The organism is Catenulispora pinistramenti (assembly GCF_018274385.1).
Lineage (GTDB): Bacteria > Actinomycetota > Actinomycetes > Streptomycetales > Catenulisporaceae > Catenulispora > Catenulispora pinistramenti.
Genome location: NZ_JAAFYZ010000029.1, coordinates 41,335 through 59,805, shown reverse-complemented (window position 1 = coordinate 59,805; position 18,471 = coordinate 41,335). Strand labels below are relative to the sequence as shown.

Sequence of the window (18,471 nt, the reverse complement as noted above, 5' to 3'; positions counted from 1 at the left end):
AACGTCATGGCTGTCATTCTGCTGGTTCTCCTGGTGGCTCTTGTTCTGGGCGGTCTCGGCTTCGCGGCGCACGCCTTGTGGGTCATCGCCGTGATCGTGTTCGCCGCCTGGCTGATCGGGTTCGGTATCCGCCGCGGCGAGGAGGCGGCGGGCGGTCGGCGCCGCTGGTACGGGCGCTGGTGACCGACGACACGGTGCCGGCCCGTTCTGGGCCGGACCGCTACCCGACGTGAGGAAGGACGCCATGACCACTGTCGCCGAACAGATCGTCACCGCCTTGGCCGACCTCGGAGTACGCACCGTGTGGGGGGTCGTCGGCGACGCGCTCAACCCCGTGACGGACGCGATCCGGCGGCAGGAACGCATCGAGTGGATCGGGACCCGGCACGAGGAGGCGGCGGCGTTCGCCGCCAGCGCCCAGGCCCAGCTCACCGGGACCATCGGGGTCTGCATGGGAACGGTGGGGCCCGGAGCGCTGCACCTGCTGAACGGCCTTTACGACGCCAAGAAGTCGCACGCGCCGGTGCTGGCGATCTGCGGCCAGGTGCCGTCGGCCGAACTGGGTGCCGACTACTTCCAGGAGGTCGACAACGACGCGGTGTTCCGCGACGTGGCCGCCTTCCGGCACACCGTGACCGCCGCGAGCCAGATGCCCCGGGTACTGGAACAGGCGGTGCAGATCGCGTACGCCAAGCCCGGGGTGTCGGTCCTCACACTGCCCGGCGACATCGGTTCGGCGGCGGTGGCGAAGGACAGCGTCGTGCACATCACCCGCGTCCCCGCGCACCTGACCCCCGACGACGGGGAGATCACCCGCGCCGTGCGGCTCCTGGACGACGCCAAGACCGTGACGATGCTCGTCGGGGCCGGGGCCCGGGACTGCCGCGAGGCGCTGCTGGAGCTGGCCGATCGGCTGGCCGCTCCCATGGTCCTGACCCTCAAGGCGAAGGAGGGGCTGGAGGACGGCAACGTCTTCCAGATCGGCCAGAGCGGTCTGATCGGCAACCCCGCCACCCGCGAGGCGTTCGAGACGGCGGACGCCCTGCTCATGATCGGCACGGACTTCCCCTATCCGGAATGGCTGCCGGACAAGACCCCGACCGTGCAGATCGACGTCCACGCCGATCACATCGGCCGCCGTACGCCGGTGGACGTCGGGATCGTCGGCGACGCCGGCCTGAGCGTCACGGCACTGCTGAAGCGGCTGCGCGGCAAACAGGACCGGACCCATCTGGAGCGCGCCCGCTCGGACTACGAGGACTGGCAGAACCGGCAGCACCGGCTGACCGAGCCGGACTTCGACCACGGGCTGGTGGGCAAGGTCCGCTCCCGGCTGGACAACAGCGAGGCCAAGATCCGGCCCGAGGCGCTGGCCACGCTCGTCGACACCCACGCCGCCGACGACACCGTGTTCACCACCGACACCGGCATGTCCACGGTCTGGCTGGCGCGCTGCGTGACGATGCGCGGGACCCGCCGCCTCATCGGGTCCTTCAACCTCGGTTCGATGGCCAACGCGCTGCCGCAGGCGCTGGGCGCGGCGGCGCTGGACCGGGGACGGCCGGTCGTCGCGTTCTGCGGGGACGGCGGCCTGACGATGCTGCTCGGCGAGTTGTTGACGGCGCTCGCCCACGGACTCCCGGTCAAACTCGTGGTCTTCGACAACGGCCGGCTGGGCATGGTGAAGCTCGAACAGGAACAGGGCGGGCTTCCGGAGTTCGGTACCGGACTGGCCAACCCCGATCTGGCCGCGGTCGCCGCCGCCATGGGGATGCAGGCGGCCAGGGTCACCGAGCCGGAGCACCTGGAGGCCGCCGTCATCACGGCGCTGGCCGCGCCGGGCCCCTATCTGCTGGACGTCGTCACCAATCCCGAGGAGATCGCCCTGCCGCCCAAGACCGGGGTCGATCAGGCGTGGGGATTCGCGATCGCCAAGCTGAAGGAAGGGATCGTCAGCCGGGGGGCCAAGTCCTGAGGATATCCGTTACCGCACACCGTCTTATCGTTCTTCACGCACAGATCCACAGTTTCATTTCTGTGGACCGGGTATCAGGACCGAAGTCGGCCGACCAATGAATCGGCCACTGAAAGCGGGGACCGTGTTCCTTCCGCCGATACCGCGGCGAAGCGGTATCGATTCCATTGCCGAGAAAGGATCTCTCTGGTGACCACTGAGACCCGCACACGGTTCTACCACCGACGCGCGCCCGGTGACCTCATCTTCCTGGCGACCCTCATCATCGCCGTCATCATCGTGGCGCACATTGTCTTCGTCCTGCTCAACGCCAACGGTGGAAACGACATCGTGAGCACGGACGGCGACTGGGCGAGCTGGCTCGCGACCTGGTTCCTGAACCTTTTCACGCCCAGCAGCCACGATCTCAACGTGGTGCTGAACTACGGCATCGCGGCGCTCTTCTATCTCGTCGTGGGCGGAATACTCCGCCGGGTCATCAACGACTTGTAGACCGTGAGAGGAGATATCCCAGTGAACGAGAACGCGCAGGATGATGTCATCGCGGTCCTCACCCACGACCACCGGGAAGTCCAGGCGCTGTTCGACGAGCTGGACCAGACCCGGGAGACCGCCGGTCCCAAGCAGCGCAAGGAGTTGGTCGACCGGACCACGATCCGGATCGTCCGGCACTCGTCGGTGGCCGAGCAGTTCCTCTACCCGACGGTGCGCCACAGCGTGGACACCGGCGCGGAACTGGCCGACCGGGAGAACCGCGAGCACGCGCAGATCGAGCAGACTCTGAAGGAGCTGGCCGAGATGCGGCCGGACGACGAGCCGTTCGAGGCCACGCTGCGGCACCTGATGGAGCTGGTCAACCTGCACATCGTCCATGAGGAACGAACCGTGTTCCCGCGCCTGCAGTCGGTCTGTACCGCCGACGATCTCCTGGCTATGGGCAGGATGATGACGGCGGGCTGATGACGACGGACTGAAAGGCCGCGGATTGAAGGCGGCTGATTGAAGGCCGGTCGGCCCGGGCACCGAATCGCCCGGGCCGGCTGGTGCGTCTCAGGCCCCGCCGACTCGCACTCAAGCGACTCGGTACCTCAAGCGACTCGGCGCCTCAAGCTCGGCGCCTCAAGCTCGGCGCCTCAAGCTCGGCGCCTCAAGCCCCGCCGGCACCGCCGAGGCGGGCCCGGACGACGGTCCCCCGTCCCGGCGCCGACCGGATCTGCAGCAGGTCGCACACCTGGTTGGCGATCCACAGCCCGGCCTTGCCGCCCACCAGGACGGAGGGCCGGCGCCGCCCGGCCAGCGGATCGGTGATGACCCCGTCGTCCCGTACCTCGCACACCAGGGCCGCGACGTCGCGCCACAGCCGCAGGATCCCGGCCCCGCCGCCGTATTTGATGCTGTTCGCCGCCAGTTCGCTGACCACCAGGACCGCGTTGGCGGCTCCGCGCCGGCCCACCACGGGCTCGGCGAACTCCGCTACGCGGTCGCGCATCGTTCCCAGGCTCGCCAGATCGAAGCTGAGCTCCCACACCGGCCCCGCCGGCTCCTCCAACGGTTCGGCGGGCATGGCGGCGACGGGCAGGGCCGCCGAACCGGGGCCGGAGTAGGCACCGCCGAAGCCCGGCCGCCGGGTGTCGCCGACCGCCACGCCGGGGTGATCGGCGTACGCGCGCTCGATCACCGGACCGGGCAGGGCGTCCAGGTCGTAGGGGCACAGCAGCCACCAGCCCGGGCCCTCGTCAAAGGCCGTGTTGAGCAGCCGCTCGTGGTGCTGGCACTCGACGATCTCGCTCGGGGTGCGGCCGGCCCAGATCGGCTCGCCGATCCCCCGGAATCCCCGGGCGTCGCCGGCGTGCCGGTCGACCCAGTCCTGCCACGCCGGGATGATCCGGGCGGGATTGCGGCCGGCGTCGGCGATGTCCAGGAACTCGACCCGTTCGGCGTCCCGGCCCAGCGCCAGCCGCAGCAGCCGGGCCCGGGGCTCGACGACCGCGACCAGGACGGCCTGTCCGGCCTCCAGGGCACCGCGCACGAAGGTGGTCGCGCCCGCCACGAAGTGTTCGTCGCCGGAGTACAGGAAGGCCTCGTGGCGGAACGACTCCGTCGGAACGGGGGCCTGAGCAGCGAAGGCGGGCCCGCTCATTCTCTCACCTCACACAGACGACTGACCGGTTCGCCGTTGTCGGCGACTCGCCGGGCGGCGGGCTTCAGCCCGCGGCCCGGGGCCGCCCGCCGGTCAAGGCCGTCAGGGGGCACCGTCCACGGATTACCGCTTCGGCGCCCGCTAAACGGCCAGCTCGGCTCGGCGTCCTCAGTGCCGGGCCTCGACGCCCTCACGCAGCCGCCCGAGGATCTGCGTCAGCAACCGGGACACCTGCATCTGCGAGACCCCGAGCTCGTCGGCGATCTGCTTCTGCGACATCGACCGGAAGAACCTCATCAGCAGGATCCGCTTGTCGCGGGCGCTGAGTTCGGCGAGCAGCGGCTTGAGCGCCTCCCGGTCGACGACCAGGTCGAACGCGGGGTCGTCGTCGCCCATCAGGTCCCCCAGGCTCGCGCCGTCACCGTCGGCCATGGCCACCGGCACGTCCAGCGAGGCGGCGGAGTGCGCGGCACTGGCTTCGTACGCCTCCGCGACCTCGTCGGCCGACAGGTCCAGACGCTCGGCGATCTGGCTGGCGCTCGGCGGGACCCCGAGCTGCTGGGTGAGATCCCGCTCCGCGGCCCGCACCGCCAGGGCGTTCTCCTGGACCCGGCGCGGGACGTGCACATCCCAGGTCGTGTCCCGGAAATGCCGCCTGACCTCGCCGGTGATCATCGGGGTGGCGTAGGTGAGGAACGTCGCGCCGTAGTCGGGGTCGAAGTTGTCGACGGCCTTGACCAGGCCGACGTAGGCCACCTGTTCCAGGTCCGACTGGGACTCGCCGCGCTGGCGGAATCGGCCCGCGATGTAGCGGGCGTAGGACATGTACTCGCCGATGACGTACTCGCGCAACCCGTTGTACTCGGGGTCGTCGGAGGGCATCCTCCTGAGCCGGGCCAGTGCGGCGCGCGCCGCGGCCCGTTCGCGGGCATAGTCCTGCGGTTCGGTGGGCGTTTCCATCGCCTCACCTCCCGGCCGAGCGGCGCTTCAATATCTCGACCCGCACCGTCGGGCCCTCGGCCCGCCACCGGATGTCGTCCACCAACGCACTGAGAATGGTCCAGCCGAAGTCGTCGTCCGCGGGCTTGGCCACGTCCTGCGCCTGGAGGCTGAGGAACACGCGGAGCACCGACGGCTCCAGGACGAAACGGCACTCCAGGTCGGCGGCGCCGCCGGTCGGCCGCTGGGGCACCGTGTGCCGGAGCAACAGCCCGCCCGCCTCATCGACCGCCAGGCGCAGATCGGAGACCTCCGGCAGCGTGAAGCCGAACTTCGTCGCGACGTGCGCGCTGGCCGACCGGATGACCGCTAAGTAGTCGGGATCGGCCGGCACCCGGAGCAGAACGGTCTCCGTCCCGGCCTCGGTGGCCACCGCCGCCCGCTCGGACCGTGATTCAGGATCCATATCCGCTCTCCCACACTCTCTCGATCGCCACCGGACCGCCAGCTTACTCATGAAACAAAAATCACGAGAAACAATTCAGGTATCAGTTGACAGAGTCCGTGGCAATGGCCAAAGCTGGTGTCCACTACCACCGTCGGCGGCTCGTCGCCGGGGAAGTCGAGGATTTGGAGCCGCCATGGAGTTCTCTTGCACCGCGGAACAGTTCGCGGACCACGTGGTACTCACCGTCGCCGGCGACGTCGACCTGGCCGCGCACGCCCGGTTCGAGTCCGAGATCGAGCAGGGCTGGGACGGCTCCACGGACCTGCGCATCGACTGCTCGGGCATCACCTTCCTGGACTCCATGGGGCTGCGCGTCCTGGTGCACACCCTGCAACGCGCTACCGCTAATGACCGCACCATCACTCTGGCCGCACCTTCCCAACCGGTGCTCCGAGTCCTGGAGCTGGCCGGTGTCAAAGACCTGTTCCCACTGACCGGGCCGGTCCCGGACACCGGACGCGACCCCGCCGCCTGAACCGGCGCCTGGCACGGGCCGGGCGCCGGCTGACCGTCCGAGGGGGGCGGCAGGCGGTCGCAGCCCTCATGGCCGGATTCCCGGGAGTGAAACATCCGGGCTGATCCGCTGCTCACCGCACCTCGACCCCGATCAGATAGGTGTCGGCGCTGCTGTGCGGCAGATGGTCCGGCTGTGCCTCTAGCAAGCCAGCCGTTCACCGCACCTCGACCCCGATCAGACAGGTGTCGTCGTCGGTGTCGGCGCTGCTGTGCAGCAGCAGATGCTCCAGCTGCTCCTCCAGCGAGCCGGTTCCGGGCCGGACCAGGGTGATCAGGTCCTGCAGCGATTCCTCTATGTCGCGGTCGCGGCGTTCGATCAGGCCGTCGGTGTACATCAGGAGCACGTCGCCGGGCCGCAGCTGGAGGGTCTGCTCCTCATAGCGGGCATCGCCCAGCGTCCCCAGCAGTATCCCCTCGGGCATCGGCGGGACCGTGGTGACGCCGTCGCGGACCAGCAGCGGCGGCGGGTGCCCGGCGCGGGACCAGCGCAGGGTGCGGTCTTCGGGGTCGTAGATACCGCAGATGACGGTGGCGGTGACCACGTTCCCGGACAGGTGGTGGGCGACGGTGCCGAGCCAGTTGAGCATCTGGGCGGCGGTGGCGCCGGTCGCGGCCAGCCCGCGCAGCGCGTTGCGCAGCGCCACCATCTCGGTGGCCGCGTCGATCCCGTGCCCGGCGACGTCGCCGACGACGAGCAGGACCCGCCCGTCGGGCAGGACCAGGGCGTCGTACCAGTCGCCGCCGACCAGGTGGCCCTTCTCGGCCGGCCGGTACCGGGTCGCTATCCGCAGCCCCGAGGCGTCGATCAGGGTCGGCTCCACGGGCATGATCGCCCGCTGGAGCCGCAGCGTCATGCGGTTGCCCTCCTCGACCTCACGCTCGGTGTGCTCCAGCCGGTCGCGGGTGGCGGCCAGCGCGATCTCGGTCCAGTGCTGGGCGGAGACGTCCTGGCAGGCGCCGCGGACCGCGGTCATGGTGCCGTCCTCCAGCACCGGTTCGGCGACGATGCGGATGTAGCGCTGGACCCCGTCGCTGCGCAGCAGGCGGAAGGCGGTGGAGGCCGGCGCGCGGTGGTGCAGCACGGTGCGCACGAAACGGGAGATCGCCGCGACGTCGTCGGGGTGCGCGTGCGAGCTGAGTTCGCGGATCGGCACCGGCCGCGCGGTGGTCGGCAGGGCGAACAGCTCCAGCAGTTCGGCGCTCCATGTCACCTCCCCGGTGAGCAGGTTCTCCTCGAAGCCGCCGATCCGGCCCAGGCGCTGCGCGTGCTGAAGCAGCCGGGCCAGCCGGGCCTCCTCGTCCTCCGGGTGCCAGGTGAGCACCAGGGAGCCGCCGAGCCGGCTGATCCCGACCATGAGCGCGGTGGTCACCGGGATCCCCGCGATCAGGGACCGGAGCACGGTGCGGTCGTGGTGGAACGGCTCGCCGGTGGCGTGCACGCGCTCGATCCGCTCGTACAGCCCGCCGTCCTCGGCCGCCATCGGGTAGGCGCTCAGGAACGGCAGCCCCAGGATCGCCGCGGCCGGGCGGCCGGACGGGTCGACGAACCGTTCGTTGACGTGGGCGATGAGGAAGTCGGCCAGCCCGCCGGCCTCGTCCCGGCGCGGCTGCAGGATCAACGCCGGTTCCAACAGGGAGTCGAGCAGGTCCACCAGGCCGGGGTCGACGGCGCCGCCGAGCGAGTCGGGACCCGCGGCCGGGACCACGTCCAGCGTGTGCGCGCACAACTCGGCCAGGGCCTGGAGTTGGCGGTGCACCGGCTGGGGCAGCTCCCCGACCGGCCCGGGCCAGCAGATCTCCAGGACGCCGAGCAGCCGCCCGCCGAGCTGCGCGGGGATCGCGACGCGTGTGGCCTGCTCGCCGAGTGTCCGCTCCCCGATGCTCGGCGCGCGCAGGGTGGCCGGACCGGTGCTCCACAGCGTGGTCCGGGTACGGATCGCCTGCCGCGCCACCGTCTGGACCCCGGGCGGGGTGTGGCGCCAGCTGCGCGCCTCGGCGGCGGGGAACCCGGAGTGGCCGGCGAGCAGCAGCGAGCCGTCGGCGGCCAGGGCCCAGATGGCCACGGCGGTCGCGCCCAGCGGCTCCAGGGCCTGGCGGTGCAGGGATCCGGCGGCGGCGTGCACATCGGAGGCGGTGAGCACGCCGGCCTCGGCCGCCCGCAACCGCACGTTCAGCGACAGCGCGCCGGAGCCGGCCCGGTGCTGGTCCTGGCGGCCGGGATCCCCGGCCCGGCCGACCGGGTCGCCGGCGATCTCGTTGACGATGTCGGCGGCCAGTTCGAGCACCGGCCGGCCGCTGCGCTCGGCCAGTTCCTCCAGCTGGCGCGCCGCGTCCGCGGGCGCGATGTGCAGGCGCTCCATCAGCACGCCCCGGGCCAGCGCGATCAGGACCCGGACATCGGCGCTGGATTCGGCGTCGTCCAACAGGTCCTGGAGCCGCCCGACGGTCGCGGCGAGGCGGCCGATGCCGGCGCCGGACGGAGCGAGGTACTGGCTGCGTGCTTCTTGCCCGGTCGGCTCCGGTACTGATCCGGTGTGGCCGGTCACAAGCCCAGAACCCGCTGGATGCTGGCGATGAGCAGCGCGGCGTCCACCGGTTTGGTGACGTAGTCGTTGGCCCCCGCGGCCAGGCTCTTCTCCCGGTCGCCGTGCATGGCCTTCGCCGTCACCGCGATGATCGGCAGGTCCGCGTACTCGGGCATGGTGCGGATCCGCGCCGTGGCCTCGTAACCGTCCATCTCCGGCATCATCACGTCCATCAGGATCAGCTCGATACCCGGGTCGCCGCGCAGGGCCTGGATGCCCTTGACCCCGTCCTCGGCGTCGACCACCCGCATGCCGTGCATCTCCAGCATCCCGGTCAGCGCGAACAGGTTGCGGGCGTCGTCGTCGATGACCAGCACGCTGCGCCCGGCCAGCCGTCCGCCGCTGTCCGGCGTCTCGGCCGGCCGCTCCCGGCCGGGCCGGGCCAGCGGGACGACGTCGTCGGGGCGCTCGGCGCCCAGGTGCAGGACGATGCGCTCGCGCAGTTCGTCCAGACTCGGCAACAGCTCCAGCGGATAGCGGTCGGCGTGCGCGCGCAACAGCCGGTCCTGCTCGGCGCTGAGCGTGCGGTTGTGATGGGCCAGGACCGAGATCGAGTGCAGCGCCGGGTCCGCGGCGCGGGCCTGGAGGAACGACGCGGCCCCGTCCTGGGCCATGTCCAGTTCCAGCACGACGCAGTGGTGGGGTTCGGCGGCCAGCATCGCCGCCGCCTCCTGCGCGCCGACCGCGGTCCGGATCTGGATCCCGGCCTGCGGCCCCAGCCGCTCCCCGGCGGCCGAAAGGTCCTCGGCCGCGCTCTCGGCGACCAGCGAGAGCAGCCCGCGCGACCGGTCCTCCACCACCAGCAGGCGCCGGGGCGGGACGGCGGTGACGGCGCCCGAGGCGCCGGGCCGCCGGGGTGCGGCCACCGCGACCCCGGATTCAAGGACGGGACGGCCGGCGGGGTTTTCGGAGCCGCCGGGCAGATCGCCGGCCCGGCCGGCGGTGCCAGCGTCCTGACCGCCGTCGGCGAAGGCCGGATCAGTCCAGTCCGGATGCGCGATCGGCAGATAGAGAGTGAAGGTACTGCCCTCGCCGAACACGCTGTGCGCGGTGATTGCGCCGCCGAGCAGCTGGGCGATCTCCCTGCTGATCGACAGCCCCAAGCCGGTTCCGCCGTACTTGCGGCTGGTGGTGCCGTCGGCCTGTTGGAAGGCCCCGAAGATGGTCTCCAGCTGCTGTTCGGGGATGCCGATGCCGGTGTCCTGGACCCGGAACGCCACGGCCGGGCCGTGGTCGCGGACCTCGACCGGCAGCTCCTGGGGCGCGGCCGGCTCGATGCTCAGCTCGACGCCGCCGGTCTCGGTGAACTTCACGGCGTTGGACAGCAGGTTGCGCAGCACCTGGCGCAGCCGGGAGTCGTCGGTGAGCAGCTGCCCGGGCACGCCGGTCCCGGTGCTGACCCCGAACCGCAGGCCCTTCTGCGTGGTCAGCGGGTGGAACGTGGCCTCGACGTAGTCCAGCAGCCGCGGCAGCAGGACCGGCTCGGGATCGACGTCCATCTTGCCGGCCTCGACCTTGGACAGGTCCAGGATGTCGTCGATCAGCTGCAGCAGGTCCGAACCGGCGGAGTGGATCACCCCGGCGTACTCGACCTGCTTGGGCGTCAGGTTCCGGTTCGAGTTCTGGGCCAGCAGCTGGGCCAGGATCAGCAGGCTGTTCAGCGGGGTGCGCAGCTCGTGGCTCATGTTGGCCAGGAACTCCGACTTGTACTTGGAGGTCAGCGCCAGCTGCTGGGCCCTGGTCTCCAGTTCCTGCCGGGCCTGCTCGATCTGCAGGTTCTTGGCCTCGATGTCCCGGTTCTGGGTGGCCAGCAGCGCGGCCTTCTCCTCCAGCTCGGCGTTCGAGGTCTGCAATTGTTCCTGGCGCACCTGCAACTCGCCGGTGCGGGCCTGCAGTTCGGCGGCCAGCCGCTGGGACTCCCCGAGCAGTTCCTCGGTGCGGGCGTTGGCCACGATGGTGTTGACGTTGACGCCGACGGTCTCCATCAGCTGTTCCAGGAAGGCGCGGTGCACCGGGGTGAACCGGTGCATCGAGGCCAGTTCGATGACCCCCAGCACCTGGCCCTCGACCACGATCGGCAGCACCACCAGGCTGGCCGCGGCGGTCCGGCCCAGGCCCGAGCCCAGCTCCACGTAGTCGGCCGGGACGTCGTCGATCGCGATGACGCGCTTGCTGCGCGCCGCCTGGCCGACCAGCGACTGGCCGAGCCGGAAGCGGGTCGGCCGGCCGTCGCCGGGATCACCGTAGGAGCTGATCAGGCGCAGCTCGGTCCGGCCGCCGCCGTCGACGGCCTCCTCGGCCAGGAAGAACGCCCCGTACTGGGCGCCGACCAGCGGGGTGAGCTCGTCCATCACCAGCTCGGCCACCACCGCCAGGTCCCGGCGGCCCTGCATCAGCGCGGAGATCCGGGCCAGGTTGGACTTCAGCCAGTCCTGGTCGTGGTTGGCCCGGGTGGTCTCGCGCAGCGACTCCACCATGGAGTTGATGTTGTCCTTGAGCTCGGCGACCTCGCCGGAGGCGTCGACGGTGATCGACCGGGTCAGGTCGCCCTCGGCGACCGCGCTGGTGACCCCGGCGATGGCGCGCACCTGCCGGGTCAGGTTCCCGGCCAGTTCGTTGACGTTCTCGGTGAGCCGCTTCCAGGTCCCGGAGACCCCCTCGACCTCGGCCTGCCCGCCCAGGCGGCCCTCGCTGCCGACCTCCCGGGCCACCCGGGTGACCTCGGCGGCGAACGAGGACAGCTGGTCGACCATGGTGTTGATGGTGGTCTTCAGCTCCAGGATCTCCCCGCGCGCGTCCACGTCGATCTTGCGGGTCAGGTCGCCCTGGGCCACGGCCGTGGTCACCTGGGCGATGTTGCGCACCTGGTTGGTCAGGTTGTTCGCCATGAAGTTGACGTTGTCGGTCAGGTCCTTCCAGGTCCCGGCGACGTTCGGGACCCGGGCCTGGCCGCCCAGGGTGCCCTCGGTGCCCACCTCGCGGGCCACCCGGGTCACCTCGTCGGCGAACGCCGACAGCGTGTCGACCATGGTGTTGATCACCTCGGCCAGCGCCGCGACCTCGCCCTTGGCCTCCACGGTGATCTTCTGCGACAGGTCGCCCTTGGCCACCGCCGAGGCGACCTGGGCGATCGAGCGGACCTGACCGGTCAGGTTGGAGGCCATGACGTTGACGTTGTCGGTCAGGTCCTTCCAGGTCCCGGACACCCCGCGCACCGTGGCCTGCCCGCCCAGGTTGCCCTCGGTGCCGACCTCGCGGGCCACCCGGGTCACCTCGTCGGCGAACGCCGAGAGCTGGTCGACCATCGTGTTGATGGTCTCCTTCAGCTCCATGATCTCCCCGCGCGCGTCGACCCGGATCTTCTGCGACAGGTCGCCCTTGGCCACCGCGGTGGTCACCTCGGCGATCGAGCGCACCTGCGCGGTGAGGTTGTCGGCCATGACGTTGACCGACTCGGTGAGGTCCTTCCAGGTCCCGGACACGCCCTTGACGTCGGCCTGCCCGCCGAGGCGGCCGTCGGTGCCGACCTCCCGGGCCACCCGCGTGACCTCGTCGGCGAAGGAGGAGAGCTGGTCCACCATCGTGTTCAGGGTGTCCTTCAGCTCCAGGATCTCCCCGCGCGCGTCCACGTCGATGGTGCGGGTCAGGTCGCCCTCGGCCACCGCCGTGGCCACCCGCGCGATCGAGCGCACCTGCGCGGTCAGGTTGCCGGCCATGGCGTTGACCGACTCGGTGAGGTCCTTCCAGGTCCCGGACACCCCCGGGACCTCGGCCTGCCCGCCGAGGCGGCCGTCGGTGCCGACCTCCCGGGCCACCCGGGTCACCTCGGAGGTGAACAGCGAGAGCTGGTCGACCATCCCGTTGAACACGGTCGCGATCTCGACCAGCAGCCCGTCGCCGTCCTCGGGCAGCCGGGTGCCGAAGTCGCCGTCGCGCACCGCCGTCAGCCCGGCCAGGAGCTGGCTGAGCCCCGGTGCCTCCGAATCCTGCGTCCCGCCCGGCACGCCCGTCCGCCCGATGGCGGTCGCCTGCTCAGCCCGGTCGTTCATCAACCGCCCTGCTTTCTTCCCAAGCGGGTGCGCCCGCCGTTTCGCCGAGCCAGCCGTCGTGCGCCGACGTCAGCCATCTTGCTCCCGTACCGGGCCCGGCGGCACCCCGCGGGCGCCGGCGGCCGGGCGGGCCGAGATCTCAGGATCCTGTCTCCCCCGGCTCGGGGTCCCGAATCGGGAACAGCTCCGTGGTTCCCGACAGTTCCATCACCCGCAGCACCGGCGGCGAGGGCGCGGCCAGCGCGAAGCCCTGGCCCCGGTCGTCGGCCGCGCGCAGGCCCTCGACCAGGGCCCGCAGGCCCATCGAGTCCAGGAACGTCACCCCGGCGCAGTCCACGACCACGGCCCGCCGGTCCTCCTCGATCAGCGTCTGGATCCGCGCGGCCAGCACCGGATAGGCGGCGAAGTCCACGTCCCCGACCACCGCCAGGCGCACGTGGTCGCCGTGCTCGGTGACCGTGTGACCGAAGGGGTTCATGGCACGCTCCTGCGCTGGGGACAACCGTCGGCCGCCGGCGATCGCCGGGCGGCCGGGACTGACTTTAGATTTAATCGTTTACATGTGGCAACATTTGACGCGGCGCCGGCTCCCGGCCGCCTCGTCGCCCGCCGGGTGTTGCGCGATACAGGGCGATACTGGCGACACCTACGGCCGTGGTGGAGGGGAGTCCAGTGGGTGGTCAGGCCGCGCTGCTCTCCTGTTCGCCGATCGCCGAGCCGTCGATCCGCGCGTCCGCGATCCGCTCCTCGCCGATCCGCGCGTCTGCGATCTGTACGTCGGCGATCTGTGCGTCGGCAGTTTCCAAGCCGGCGGTCTGCGAAGTCCCGAGCCGCTCCTCGATCGCCGTGTGCAGCCGGCCCAGATGGGTCGACAGCCCCGCCAGGGAATCCGGCGCCAGCGTCCGCATGATCTCCTGCAGCTCCCGAACCCGGGCCGAGCGGACCTCGGCGAGCACCCGGCGGGCCCGCGGGCTCAGCCACAGCTCGACCTCGCGGCGGCTGCTGGCGCTCGGCGCGCGCCGGATGAGCCCGTCGGCCTCCATGCGGTCGCACAGCCGGCTGGTGGCCGGCGGCCGGCTGCCCAGGGCCTCGGCCAGCGCCCGCAGCTTGATGCCCTCGCACCGCTCGATCGCCCGCAGCGCGCGCAGCTGCGAGGGCGGCACCGGACCGTCGGGCAGCGATTCCATGCCCCGTCCGTGCAGTGCGTCCAGCAATTCCACGACTGCGGCGGCCGTTTCGGCGACGGTCGCGGGCAGTGGTGGATCCTGGTGCACGCCACCACTGTGCCACTGCCGAGCCGAAGCGACCAGCCGCCGCCTCGCGAAGAGCCCGCTTAGAATCAGGAACTGAAGTGATCGACTATCCGACTGTGGAGCGCATGCTGCGCTCGGCCGACCCCGAGGCGTTGCCGGAAGTCCTGCGCGCCGTCCTGTTGGCCATGGGCGTCGAGGACGTCGAGGTGCACCTGGCCGACTACGGACTGCGGGTGCTCGCTCCGGTCGGCGGCCCGGCCCCGGCCGGCACGCTGCCCATCCACGCCAGCATCGAGGGCAAGGCCTTCGCCAGCCAGCAGCCGCAGGTGCGGCGGCCGGGCGATGGCAGCACGGTCGTGACGGTGCCGGTGACCGTGCGCGGCGACCGGCACGGAACGCTCACCGCCCGGCTGCCGGCCGACGCCGCCGGGAGCGCCGAGGTCGAGGTCCTGCAGGCGGTCGCCCGGCTGCTCGGGCACGAGATCGTGGTGGCCGAGCGCGACACCGACCGGTACCAGCAGGCCCGCCGGGCCTCCAGACTCACGCTGGCCGCCGAGACCCAGTGGCAGCTGCTGCCCGGCCGCTCCAGCCGGCGCCGCGAGTACGCCCTGGGCGCGCAGCTGGAGCCCGCCTACGCCATCCGCGGTGACGGTTACGACTGGGCCGCCACCGCCACCGACCTGACCCTGACCGTGGTCAACGGGATGGGCGAGGGCACCACCGCCGCGCTGCTGACCTCGCTGGCGGTGAACGCGCTGCGCAACGCCCGGCGGGCCGGCATCGATCTGGCCGACCAGGCGGTGCTGGCCGATCAGGCGGTGTACGCGCAGCACCGGGGCGAGCTGTACATCAGCGCCCTGCTGATGTCTTTCGCCTACGACTCCGGTCTGGTGAGCGTCGTGGACGCCGGTTCGCCGCAGATCTGGCGGCGCCGCGGGCGGGTCGTGGAACGGATCACCGTCGAGCCCCAACTGCCGCTGGGTATGTTCGAGGAGACCGCCTACACGCCCCAGACCTTCCAGGTGCTGCCCGGCGACCGCCTGGTCATCGTCAGCGACGGTGCGCACGACGCGCGCTCGCCGGGCGGGGAGGTCTACGGGACCGCCGCGTTGCAGCGCGGCATCAGCGCCTCCAGCCTGCTTCCGGCCGAGGCCGTGCCCACCGCGATCCTGCGCGAGGTGTCGAGCCACCGGTCGGCCGACGCCGACGATGACGCCGTCGTGGTGTGCATGGACTGGTACGGCAGACCCGCCGAATAGGGGCGCCGCACCGCCCGACCGGCTGCCGTCGGCCACGAGAAGTCAACAACATTCCATATCCGCCGGGATATGGTGTTGGGATGGAGGCAGACGAGCGTCGCAAGTGGACGCTGCTCACCTCCCATGGACACGTCCTGGTCGAGATCGCGCGCAACCCCCAGGCCCGGGTCCGCGATCTCAGCGCCATCATCGGCATCACCGAGCGCACGACCCAGGCGATCATCGCCGACCTGGAGCGCGCGGGGTACGTGGAGCGCGTCAAGATCGGACGGCGCACGCACTACGTGCTGCACCCGGACAACCCGTTCCGGCACGCGGCCCAGGAGGGCCTCCAGGTCGGGCCGTTCCTGGACCTGCTCACCGGCACGGACCAGGTGGACATCCCGACGCCGGAGGAGACCTTCCTGGCCGCGGCGGTCATGCCCCTGCCGTCTGAGCCGGCGCCTGAAGCGACGGCTGCTGCGCCTACGACTGCGCCTGCGCCTGCGCCTGCGCCCGGAGCGCTCCCGATCACCGAGCCCGGCACGACCCTGCCGATGCCGGGCACCGATCCGACCTGATCCGCCGAACCTCACCGCCTCAAGTGACCACCCACGTTTATCCCCGCCGCTCCGGGACACTCGGAGGGCTCCCTGCGGTCGGACAGGAAAGGATCTCAATGAGCGCACCTCGGATCATGGTCCTGGGCGATTCCCTGGCCAGCGGGATGCAGGACGACTACACCTGGCGCTGGCAGCTGGCACAGCACTTCCGGCACACCGGCACGGCCGCCGAGTTCGTGGGCCCGCACACCGGGACCTTCTCAATGTACGAGGACCCGGTGCTCCTGGCTCTCGTGGAGGGCCGTCCGGTTCCGACCGGCCCGGCGACTGACAACCCGATGACCGGTCGGTATCGGGAGGGCCGGTTCGAGGGCGGGCACTGCGCCCGGCCGGGATGGACCGCGCACGCCGCGAAGTCGTCAGTGCGCCGCCACGTCGCCGCGCACCGCCCGGATTTCCTGCTGATCCAGCTGGGGTTCAACGACCTCGCGACCGTGGGACCGCCCGAGCAGGCGCTGCGGGATCTGACCGCGGTGGTGACGGAAGCCCGCTCGGCCGCCCCCGACGTCGCCGTCCTGGTGGCCACGATCACCGGCACCACGTGGGGCAACGACTGGTTCCGCAAGACCGTCGAGGACTACAACGCCGAACTCCCCGCGACCGTCGCGGCCCTGTCGACGGACCAGTCTCCGGTCACTTTGGTGAACCTGCACGACGGCTTCGACCCCGACGCCCACACCTACGACGGCATCCACCCGAACCCGGCCGGCGAATCGGCCATGGCCGCCGGCTTCGCCCACGCCCTGCGGCGGTTCGGGGTCGGCCACGATCGGCCGCGACCGTCCTGCTCGCGGCTCCATGAGCTTCCGTTGGGGAAGCCGACGATCCTCGCGGCGCGGATTCAGGACGGCACCGGCGTCAGATTCGAGTGGAGCCGGGTGCGAGGCGCCGCCGGGTACCGAGTCGCACTCCGCGACGTCACGCTCGGGCAGCCGCGCCAGGTGGGACCGATCCCGGTGCTGGGCGACCATTGGCTGGCGCAGGGCCTGACCGCCGGACACGTCTACGAGTTCGATGTCGCCTCGGCGCGCGGCGAACGACTCGGTCCGCGCAGCGCGCCGGTGCGGGTGACCGTCGACCACTGACCCCCGACGACTGACCGCCGAACGCCGACCGCTGACCGCTGACCGGCCCCGTCAGCCCCGCCACAGTCCCGGCACGCGCCTTCATCGGCCGCTGGAACGAGCTACAGCAAGCGGATTCCGGTAAAGCACATCCAGCATCGCCGACCCGCCCGCGGTGGCCAGGGTGTCCCCGGCGAAGCTCGACGGCACGACGGCGGTCGTCGCGTCGATCTGAGTGCGCGAGGCGGCGCTGATCGCGTCCCGCAGTGCCGCCAGGGCCGGAGGCAGGGCCATGACCGCTTGTTCGGCCACGACCACGAGTTCGGGGTTGAACACGTCGATCAGCAGCGCGGCGCCCTGGCCGATCAGGCGCGCGCGTTCGACCAGCAGGTCTAGCGCCGCCTGGTTGCCGGTGCGGGCCGCGGTGAGCAGGGCTGGGAAGTCGTGGACGGTGAGGACCCCGGTCTCGACGGCGCGGCCGGAGACCGTGCGTTCCGAGACCGAGGCCTGGAAGCAGCCGGTGCGGCCGCAGGGGCAGTGCTCGGCGCTGTCGGCGAGCGGCAGGTGCGCGATGAGGCCGGCTTGGGAGCGCGGGCCGTAGTGGGCCGCGTCGTCCAGGGCGAAGGCGGCTTCCACGACGTTGCCGACGAACAGGTGCAGGACGCTTCCGGCGCCGCGGGCCGCGCCGAAGAGGCGTTCGCCGTGCAGCAGAGCGCGGGAGTGGCCGTCGACGTGGACCGGCAGGCCCGTGTGCTCGCGCAGCAGATCACCCAGCGGCACCTGGCGCCAGCCGAGCATCGCGTGCTCGACGACGGTGCCGGTCTCCTGGTCCACCCAGCCGCCGCAGGCCACCCCGACGCCGAGCGCCGTGGCGCCCGCGCTGTGTCTGCGCAGCAGATCGAGCAGGGTACCGGCAGCGCGCCGGACGGTATCGGCGGCCGACGCTCCCTGGTGCGGGATCCGGTATTCGGCAAGGACTCGGCCGCGCAGATCGAGCACTGCGACAGTGGTGCGCGGGACCGCGATGTGGACGGCGCCGACCACATAGCGGGCGGTGTCGATGTCCACCGGCAGATGCGGACGGCCCACGCCGTTCGACTGTGTCTGCTCGGGCAGGTCGCGCAGCAGACCCAGGGCGATCAGCTCGGTGCAGTACCCGGTCATCGAGGCCGGGGACAGGCCGGTCAGGCGGGCGATCGTGCTGCGGGCCACCGGACCGTGGGCGAGTACGGCGCGCAGGATCGCGGCGGCGCTCGCCTCGCGCTTGTTGGCTGCGGGCGGACGCTGGTGCGGACGATAGTGCGGACGCATACCCGCGTCGGCAGCCGGAGCGCCCGCTGCGGCGTCGCGATGATCGCTGACAACGGGTTTCACGGACGCGGCCGGGCTGCCTGGGAAACCATGCTGGCCCGAACGTGGGCCGCGGACGTGGTTATTCCCGGGCCGGTGCGCGATCGAGGGCGGATCTCCGCCGTGGACAGCCGTCCGTCGGCTGCCGGACGGTGATTGACATGACGAAGCCGCCGTCCCTAGCTTCGAGAACTCCCCCGCATCCGCCATCCGCCGGCCCGGCAGAGCGCC

At 71.4% G+C, this 18,471-nt stretch carries 16 protein-coding genes; 8 read left to right on the top strand and 8 right to left on the bottom strand.

The features are described from left to right. The first annotated feature begins 6 nt into the window (after positions 1-6). The 4 genes from KGQ19_RS11595 (at position 7) to KGQ19_RS11580 (ending at position 2,935) form a co-directional block, all read left to right on the top strand. Positions 7-183 (top strand): hydrophobic protein, encoded by a 177-nt coding sequence (locus tag KGQ19_RS11595; protein ID WP_194891908.1) that lies wholly within the window; start codon positions 7-9, stop codon positions 181-183. Positions 184-244: 61 nt separating this feature from the next. Beyond that, complete coding sequence (locus KGQ19_RS11590; RefSeq protein ID WP_212009098.1) at positions 245-1,975, top strand: thiamine pyrophosphate-dependent enzyme; 1,731 nt, start codon at positions 245-247, stop codon at positions 1,973-1,975. Between the two features lie 189 nt (positions 1,976-2,164). Then, a complete protein-coding gene (locus KGQ19_RS11585; RefSeq protein WP_212009097.1) occupies positions 2,165-2,467 on the top strand; it encodes a hypothetical protein in 303 nt (100 codons plus the stop codon). Positions 2,468-2,488: 21 nt separating this feature from the next. After that, positions 2,489-2,935 carry a hemerythrin domain-containing protein gene (locus tag KGQ19_RS11580; protein ID WP_212009096.1) on the top strand — a complete coding sequence of 149 codons (447 nt, stop codon included), beginning with the start codon at positions 2,489-2,491 and terminating at the stop codon, positions 2,933-2,935. Positions 2,936-3,122: 187 nt separating this feature from the next. Here the strand turns inward: KGQ19_RS11580 and KGQ19_RS11575 are convergent, their stop codons facing one another. From KGQ19_RS11575 to KGQ19_RS11565, 3 genes are all read right to left on the bottom strand, one after another. Further along, positions 3,123-4,115 carry an anti-sigma factor RsbA family regulatory protein gene (locus tag KGQ19_RS11575; RefSeq protein WP_212009095.1) on the bottom strand — a complete coding sequence of 331 codons (993 nt, stop codon included), beginning with the start codon at positions 4,113-4,115 and terminating at the stop codon, positions 3,123-3,125. Positions 4,116-4,283: 168 nt separating this feature from the next. Then, on the bottom strand, positions 4,284-5,075 hold the full coding sequence (locus KGQ19_RS11570; RefSeq protein ID WP_212009094.1) for a SigB/SigF/SigG family RNA polymerase sigma factor: 792 nt from the start codon (positions 5,073-5,075) through the stop codon (positions 4,284-4,286). Between the two features lie 4 nt (positions 5,076-5,079). Continuing rightward, on the bottom strand, positions 5,080-5,520 hold the full coding sequence (locus tag KGQ19_RS11565) for an ATP-binding protein (protein WP_212009093.1): 441 nt from the start codon (positions 5,518-5,520) through the stop codon (positions 5,080-5,082). Between the two features lie 175 nt (positions 5,521-5,695). Between KGQ19_RS11565 and KGQ19_RS11560 the strand changes: the two genes are divergently transcribed. Continuing rightward, positions 5,696-6,037 (top strand): STAS domain-containing protein, encoded by a 342-nt coding sequence (locus KGQ19_RS11560; protein WP_212009092.1) that lies wholly within the window; start codon positions 5,696-5,698, stop codon positions 6,035-6,037. A 196-nt stretch (positions 6,038-6,233) separates the two neighbouring features. On the opposite strand, the gene KGQ19_RS11555 is transcribed toward KGQ19_RS11560, so the two are convergent. The 4 genes from KGQ19_RS11555 to KGQ19_RS11540 all read right to left on the bottom strand — a co-directional run bounded on the left by KGQ19_RS11555 (position 6,234) and on the right by KGQ19_RS11540 (position 13,986). Continuing rightward, positions 6,234-8,624: a SpoIIE family protein phosphatase gene (locus KGQ19_RS11555; RefSeq protein WP_212009091.1), complete on the bottom strand. Its 2,391-nt coding sequence runs from the start codon at positions 8,622-8,624 to the stop codon at positions 6,234-6,236. Next, complete coding sequence (locus KGQ19_RS11550) at positions 8,621-12,712, bottom strand: HAMP domain-containing hybrid sensor histidine kinase/response regulator (protein WP_212009090.1); 4,092 nt, start codon at positions 12,710-12,712, stop codon at positions 8,621-8,623. The genes KGQ19_RS11555 and KGQ19_RS11550 overlap by 4 nt, the downstream gene beginning before the upstream one ends. A gap of 139 nt (positions 12,713-12,851) precedes the next feature. Then, positions 12,852-13,190, bottom strand: a complete 339-nt coding sequence (locus tag KGQ19_RS11545) for an STAS domain-containing protein (protein WP_212009089.1) — start codon at positions 13,188-13,190, stop codon at positions 12,852-12,854. 202 nt (positions 13,191-13,392) lie between these two features. After that, on the bottom strand, positions 13,393-13,986 hold the full coding sequence (locus KGQ19_RS11540; protein ID WP_307856395.1) for a MarR family winged helix-turn-helix transcriptional regulator: 594 nt from the start codon (positions 13,984-13,986) through the stop codon (positions 13,393-13,395). Between the two features lie 77 nt (positions 13,987-14,063). Between KGQ19_RS11540 and KGQ19_RS11535 the strand changes: the two genes are divergently transcribed. The 3 genes from KGQ19_RS11535 to KGQ19_RS11525 all read left to right on the top strand — a co-directional run bounded on the left by KGQ19_RS11535 (position 14,064) and on the right by KGQ19_RS11525 (position 16,911). Further along, positions 14,064-15,224 (top strand): PP2C family protein-serine/threonine phosphatase, encoded by a 1,161-nt coding sequence (locus KGQ19_RS11535; protein WP_212009088.1) that lies wholly within the window; start codon positions 14,064-14,066, stop codon positions 15,222-15,224. Positions 15,225-15,304: 80 nt separating this feature from the next. After that, positions 15,305-15,784 carry a helix-turn-helix transcriptional regulator gene (locus KGQ19_RS11530; RefSeq protein WP_212009087.1) on the top strand — a complete coding sequence of 160 codons (480 nt, stop codon included), beginning with the start codon at positions 15,305-15,307 and terminating at the stop codon, positions 15,782-15,784. 98 nt (positions 15,785-15,882) lie between these two features. Next, positions 15,883-16,911 (top strand): GDSL-type esterase/lipase family protein, encoded by a 1,029-nt coding sequence (locus KGQ19_RS11525; RefSeq protein ID WP_212009086.1) that lies wholly within the window; start codon positions 15,883-15,885, stop codon positions 16,909-16,911. Between the two features lie 81 nt (positions 16,912-16,992). Here KGQ19_RS11525 and KGQ19_RS11520 read toward each other — a convergent pair whose 3' ends face one another. After that, complete coding sequence (locus KGQ19_RS11520) at positions 16,993-18,201, bottom strand: ROK family protein (RefSeq protein WP_230418498.1); 1,209 nt, start codon at positions 18,199-18,201, stop codon at positions 16,993-16,995. Positions 18,202-18,471: the final 270 nt, after the last annotated feature.

Bases quoted from the DNA above. Each gene is read 5' to 3' on its own strand.
- KGQ19_RS11595 (WP_194891908.1), top strand. From the start codon at position 7: ATGGCTGTCATTCTGCTGGTTCTCCTGGTGGCTCTTGTTCTGGGCGGT.
- KGQ19_RS11590 (WP_212009098.1), top strand. From the start codon at position 245: ATGACCACTGTCGCCGAACAGATCGTCACCGCCTTGGCCGACCTCGGA.
- KGQ19_RS11575 (WP_212009095.1), bottom strand. From the start codon at position 4,115: ATGAGCGGGCCCGCCTTCGCTGCTCAGGCCCCCGTTCCGACGGAGTCG.
- KGQ19_RS11570 (WP_212009094.1), bottom strand. From the start codon at position 5,075: ATGGAAACGCCCACCGAACCGCAGGACTATGCCCGCGAACGGGCCGCG.
- KGQ19_RS11565 (WP_212009093.1), bottom strand. From the start codon at position 5,520: ATGGATCCTGAATCACGGTCCGAGCGGGCGGCGGTGGCCACCGAGGCC.
- KGQ19_RS11560 (WP_212009092.1), top strand. From the start codon at position 5,696: ATGGAGTTCTCTTGCACCGCGGAACAGTTCGCGGACCACGTGGTACTC.
- KGQ19_RS11550 (WP_212009090.1), bottom strand. From the start codon at position 12,712: ATGAACGACCGGGCTGAGCAGGCGACCGCCATCGGGCGGACGGGCGTG.
- KGQ19_RS11545 (WP_212009089.1), bottom strand. From the start codon at position 13,190: ATGAACCCCTTCGGTCACACGGTCACCGAGCACGGCGACCACGTGCGC.
- KGQ19_RS11530 (WP_212009087.1), top strand. From the start codon at position 15,305: ATGGAGGCAGACGAGCGTCGCAAGTGGACGCTGCTCACCTCCCATGGA.
- KGQ19_RS11525 (WP_212009086.1), top strand. From the start codon at position 15,883: ATGAGCGCACCTCGGATCATGGTCCTGGGCGATTCCCTGGCCAGCGGG.
- KGQ19_RS11520 (WP_230418498.1), bottom strand. From the start codon at position 18,201: ATGCGTCCGCACTATCGTCCGCACCAGCGTCCGCCCGCAGCCAACAAG.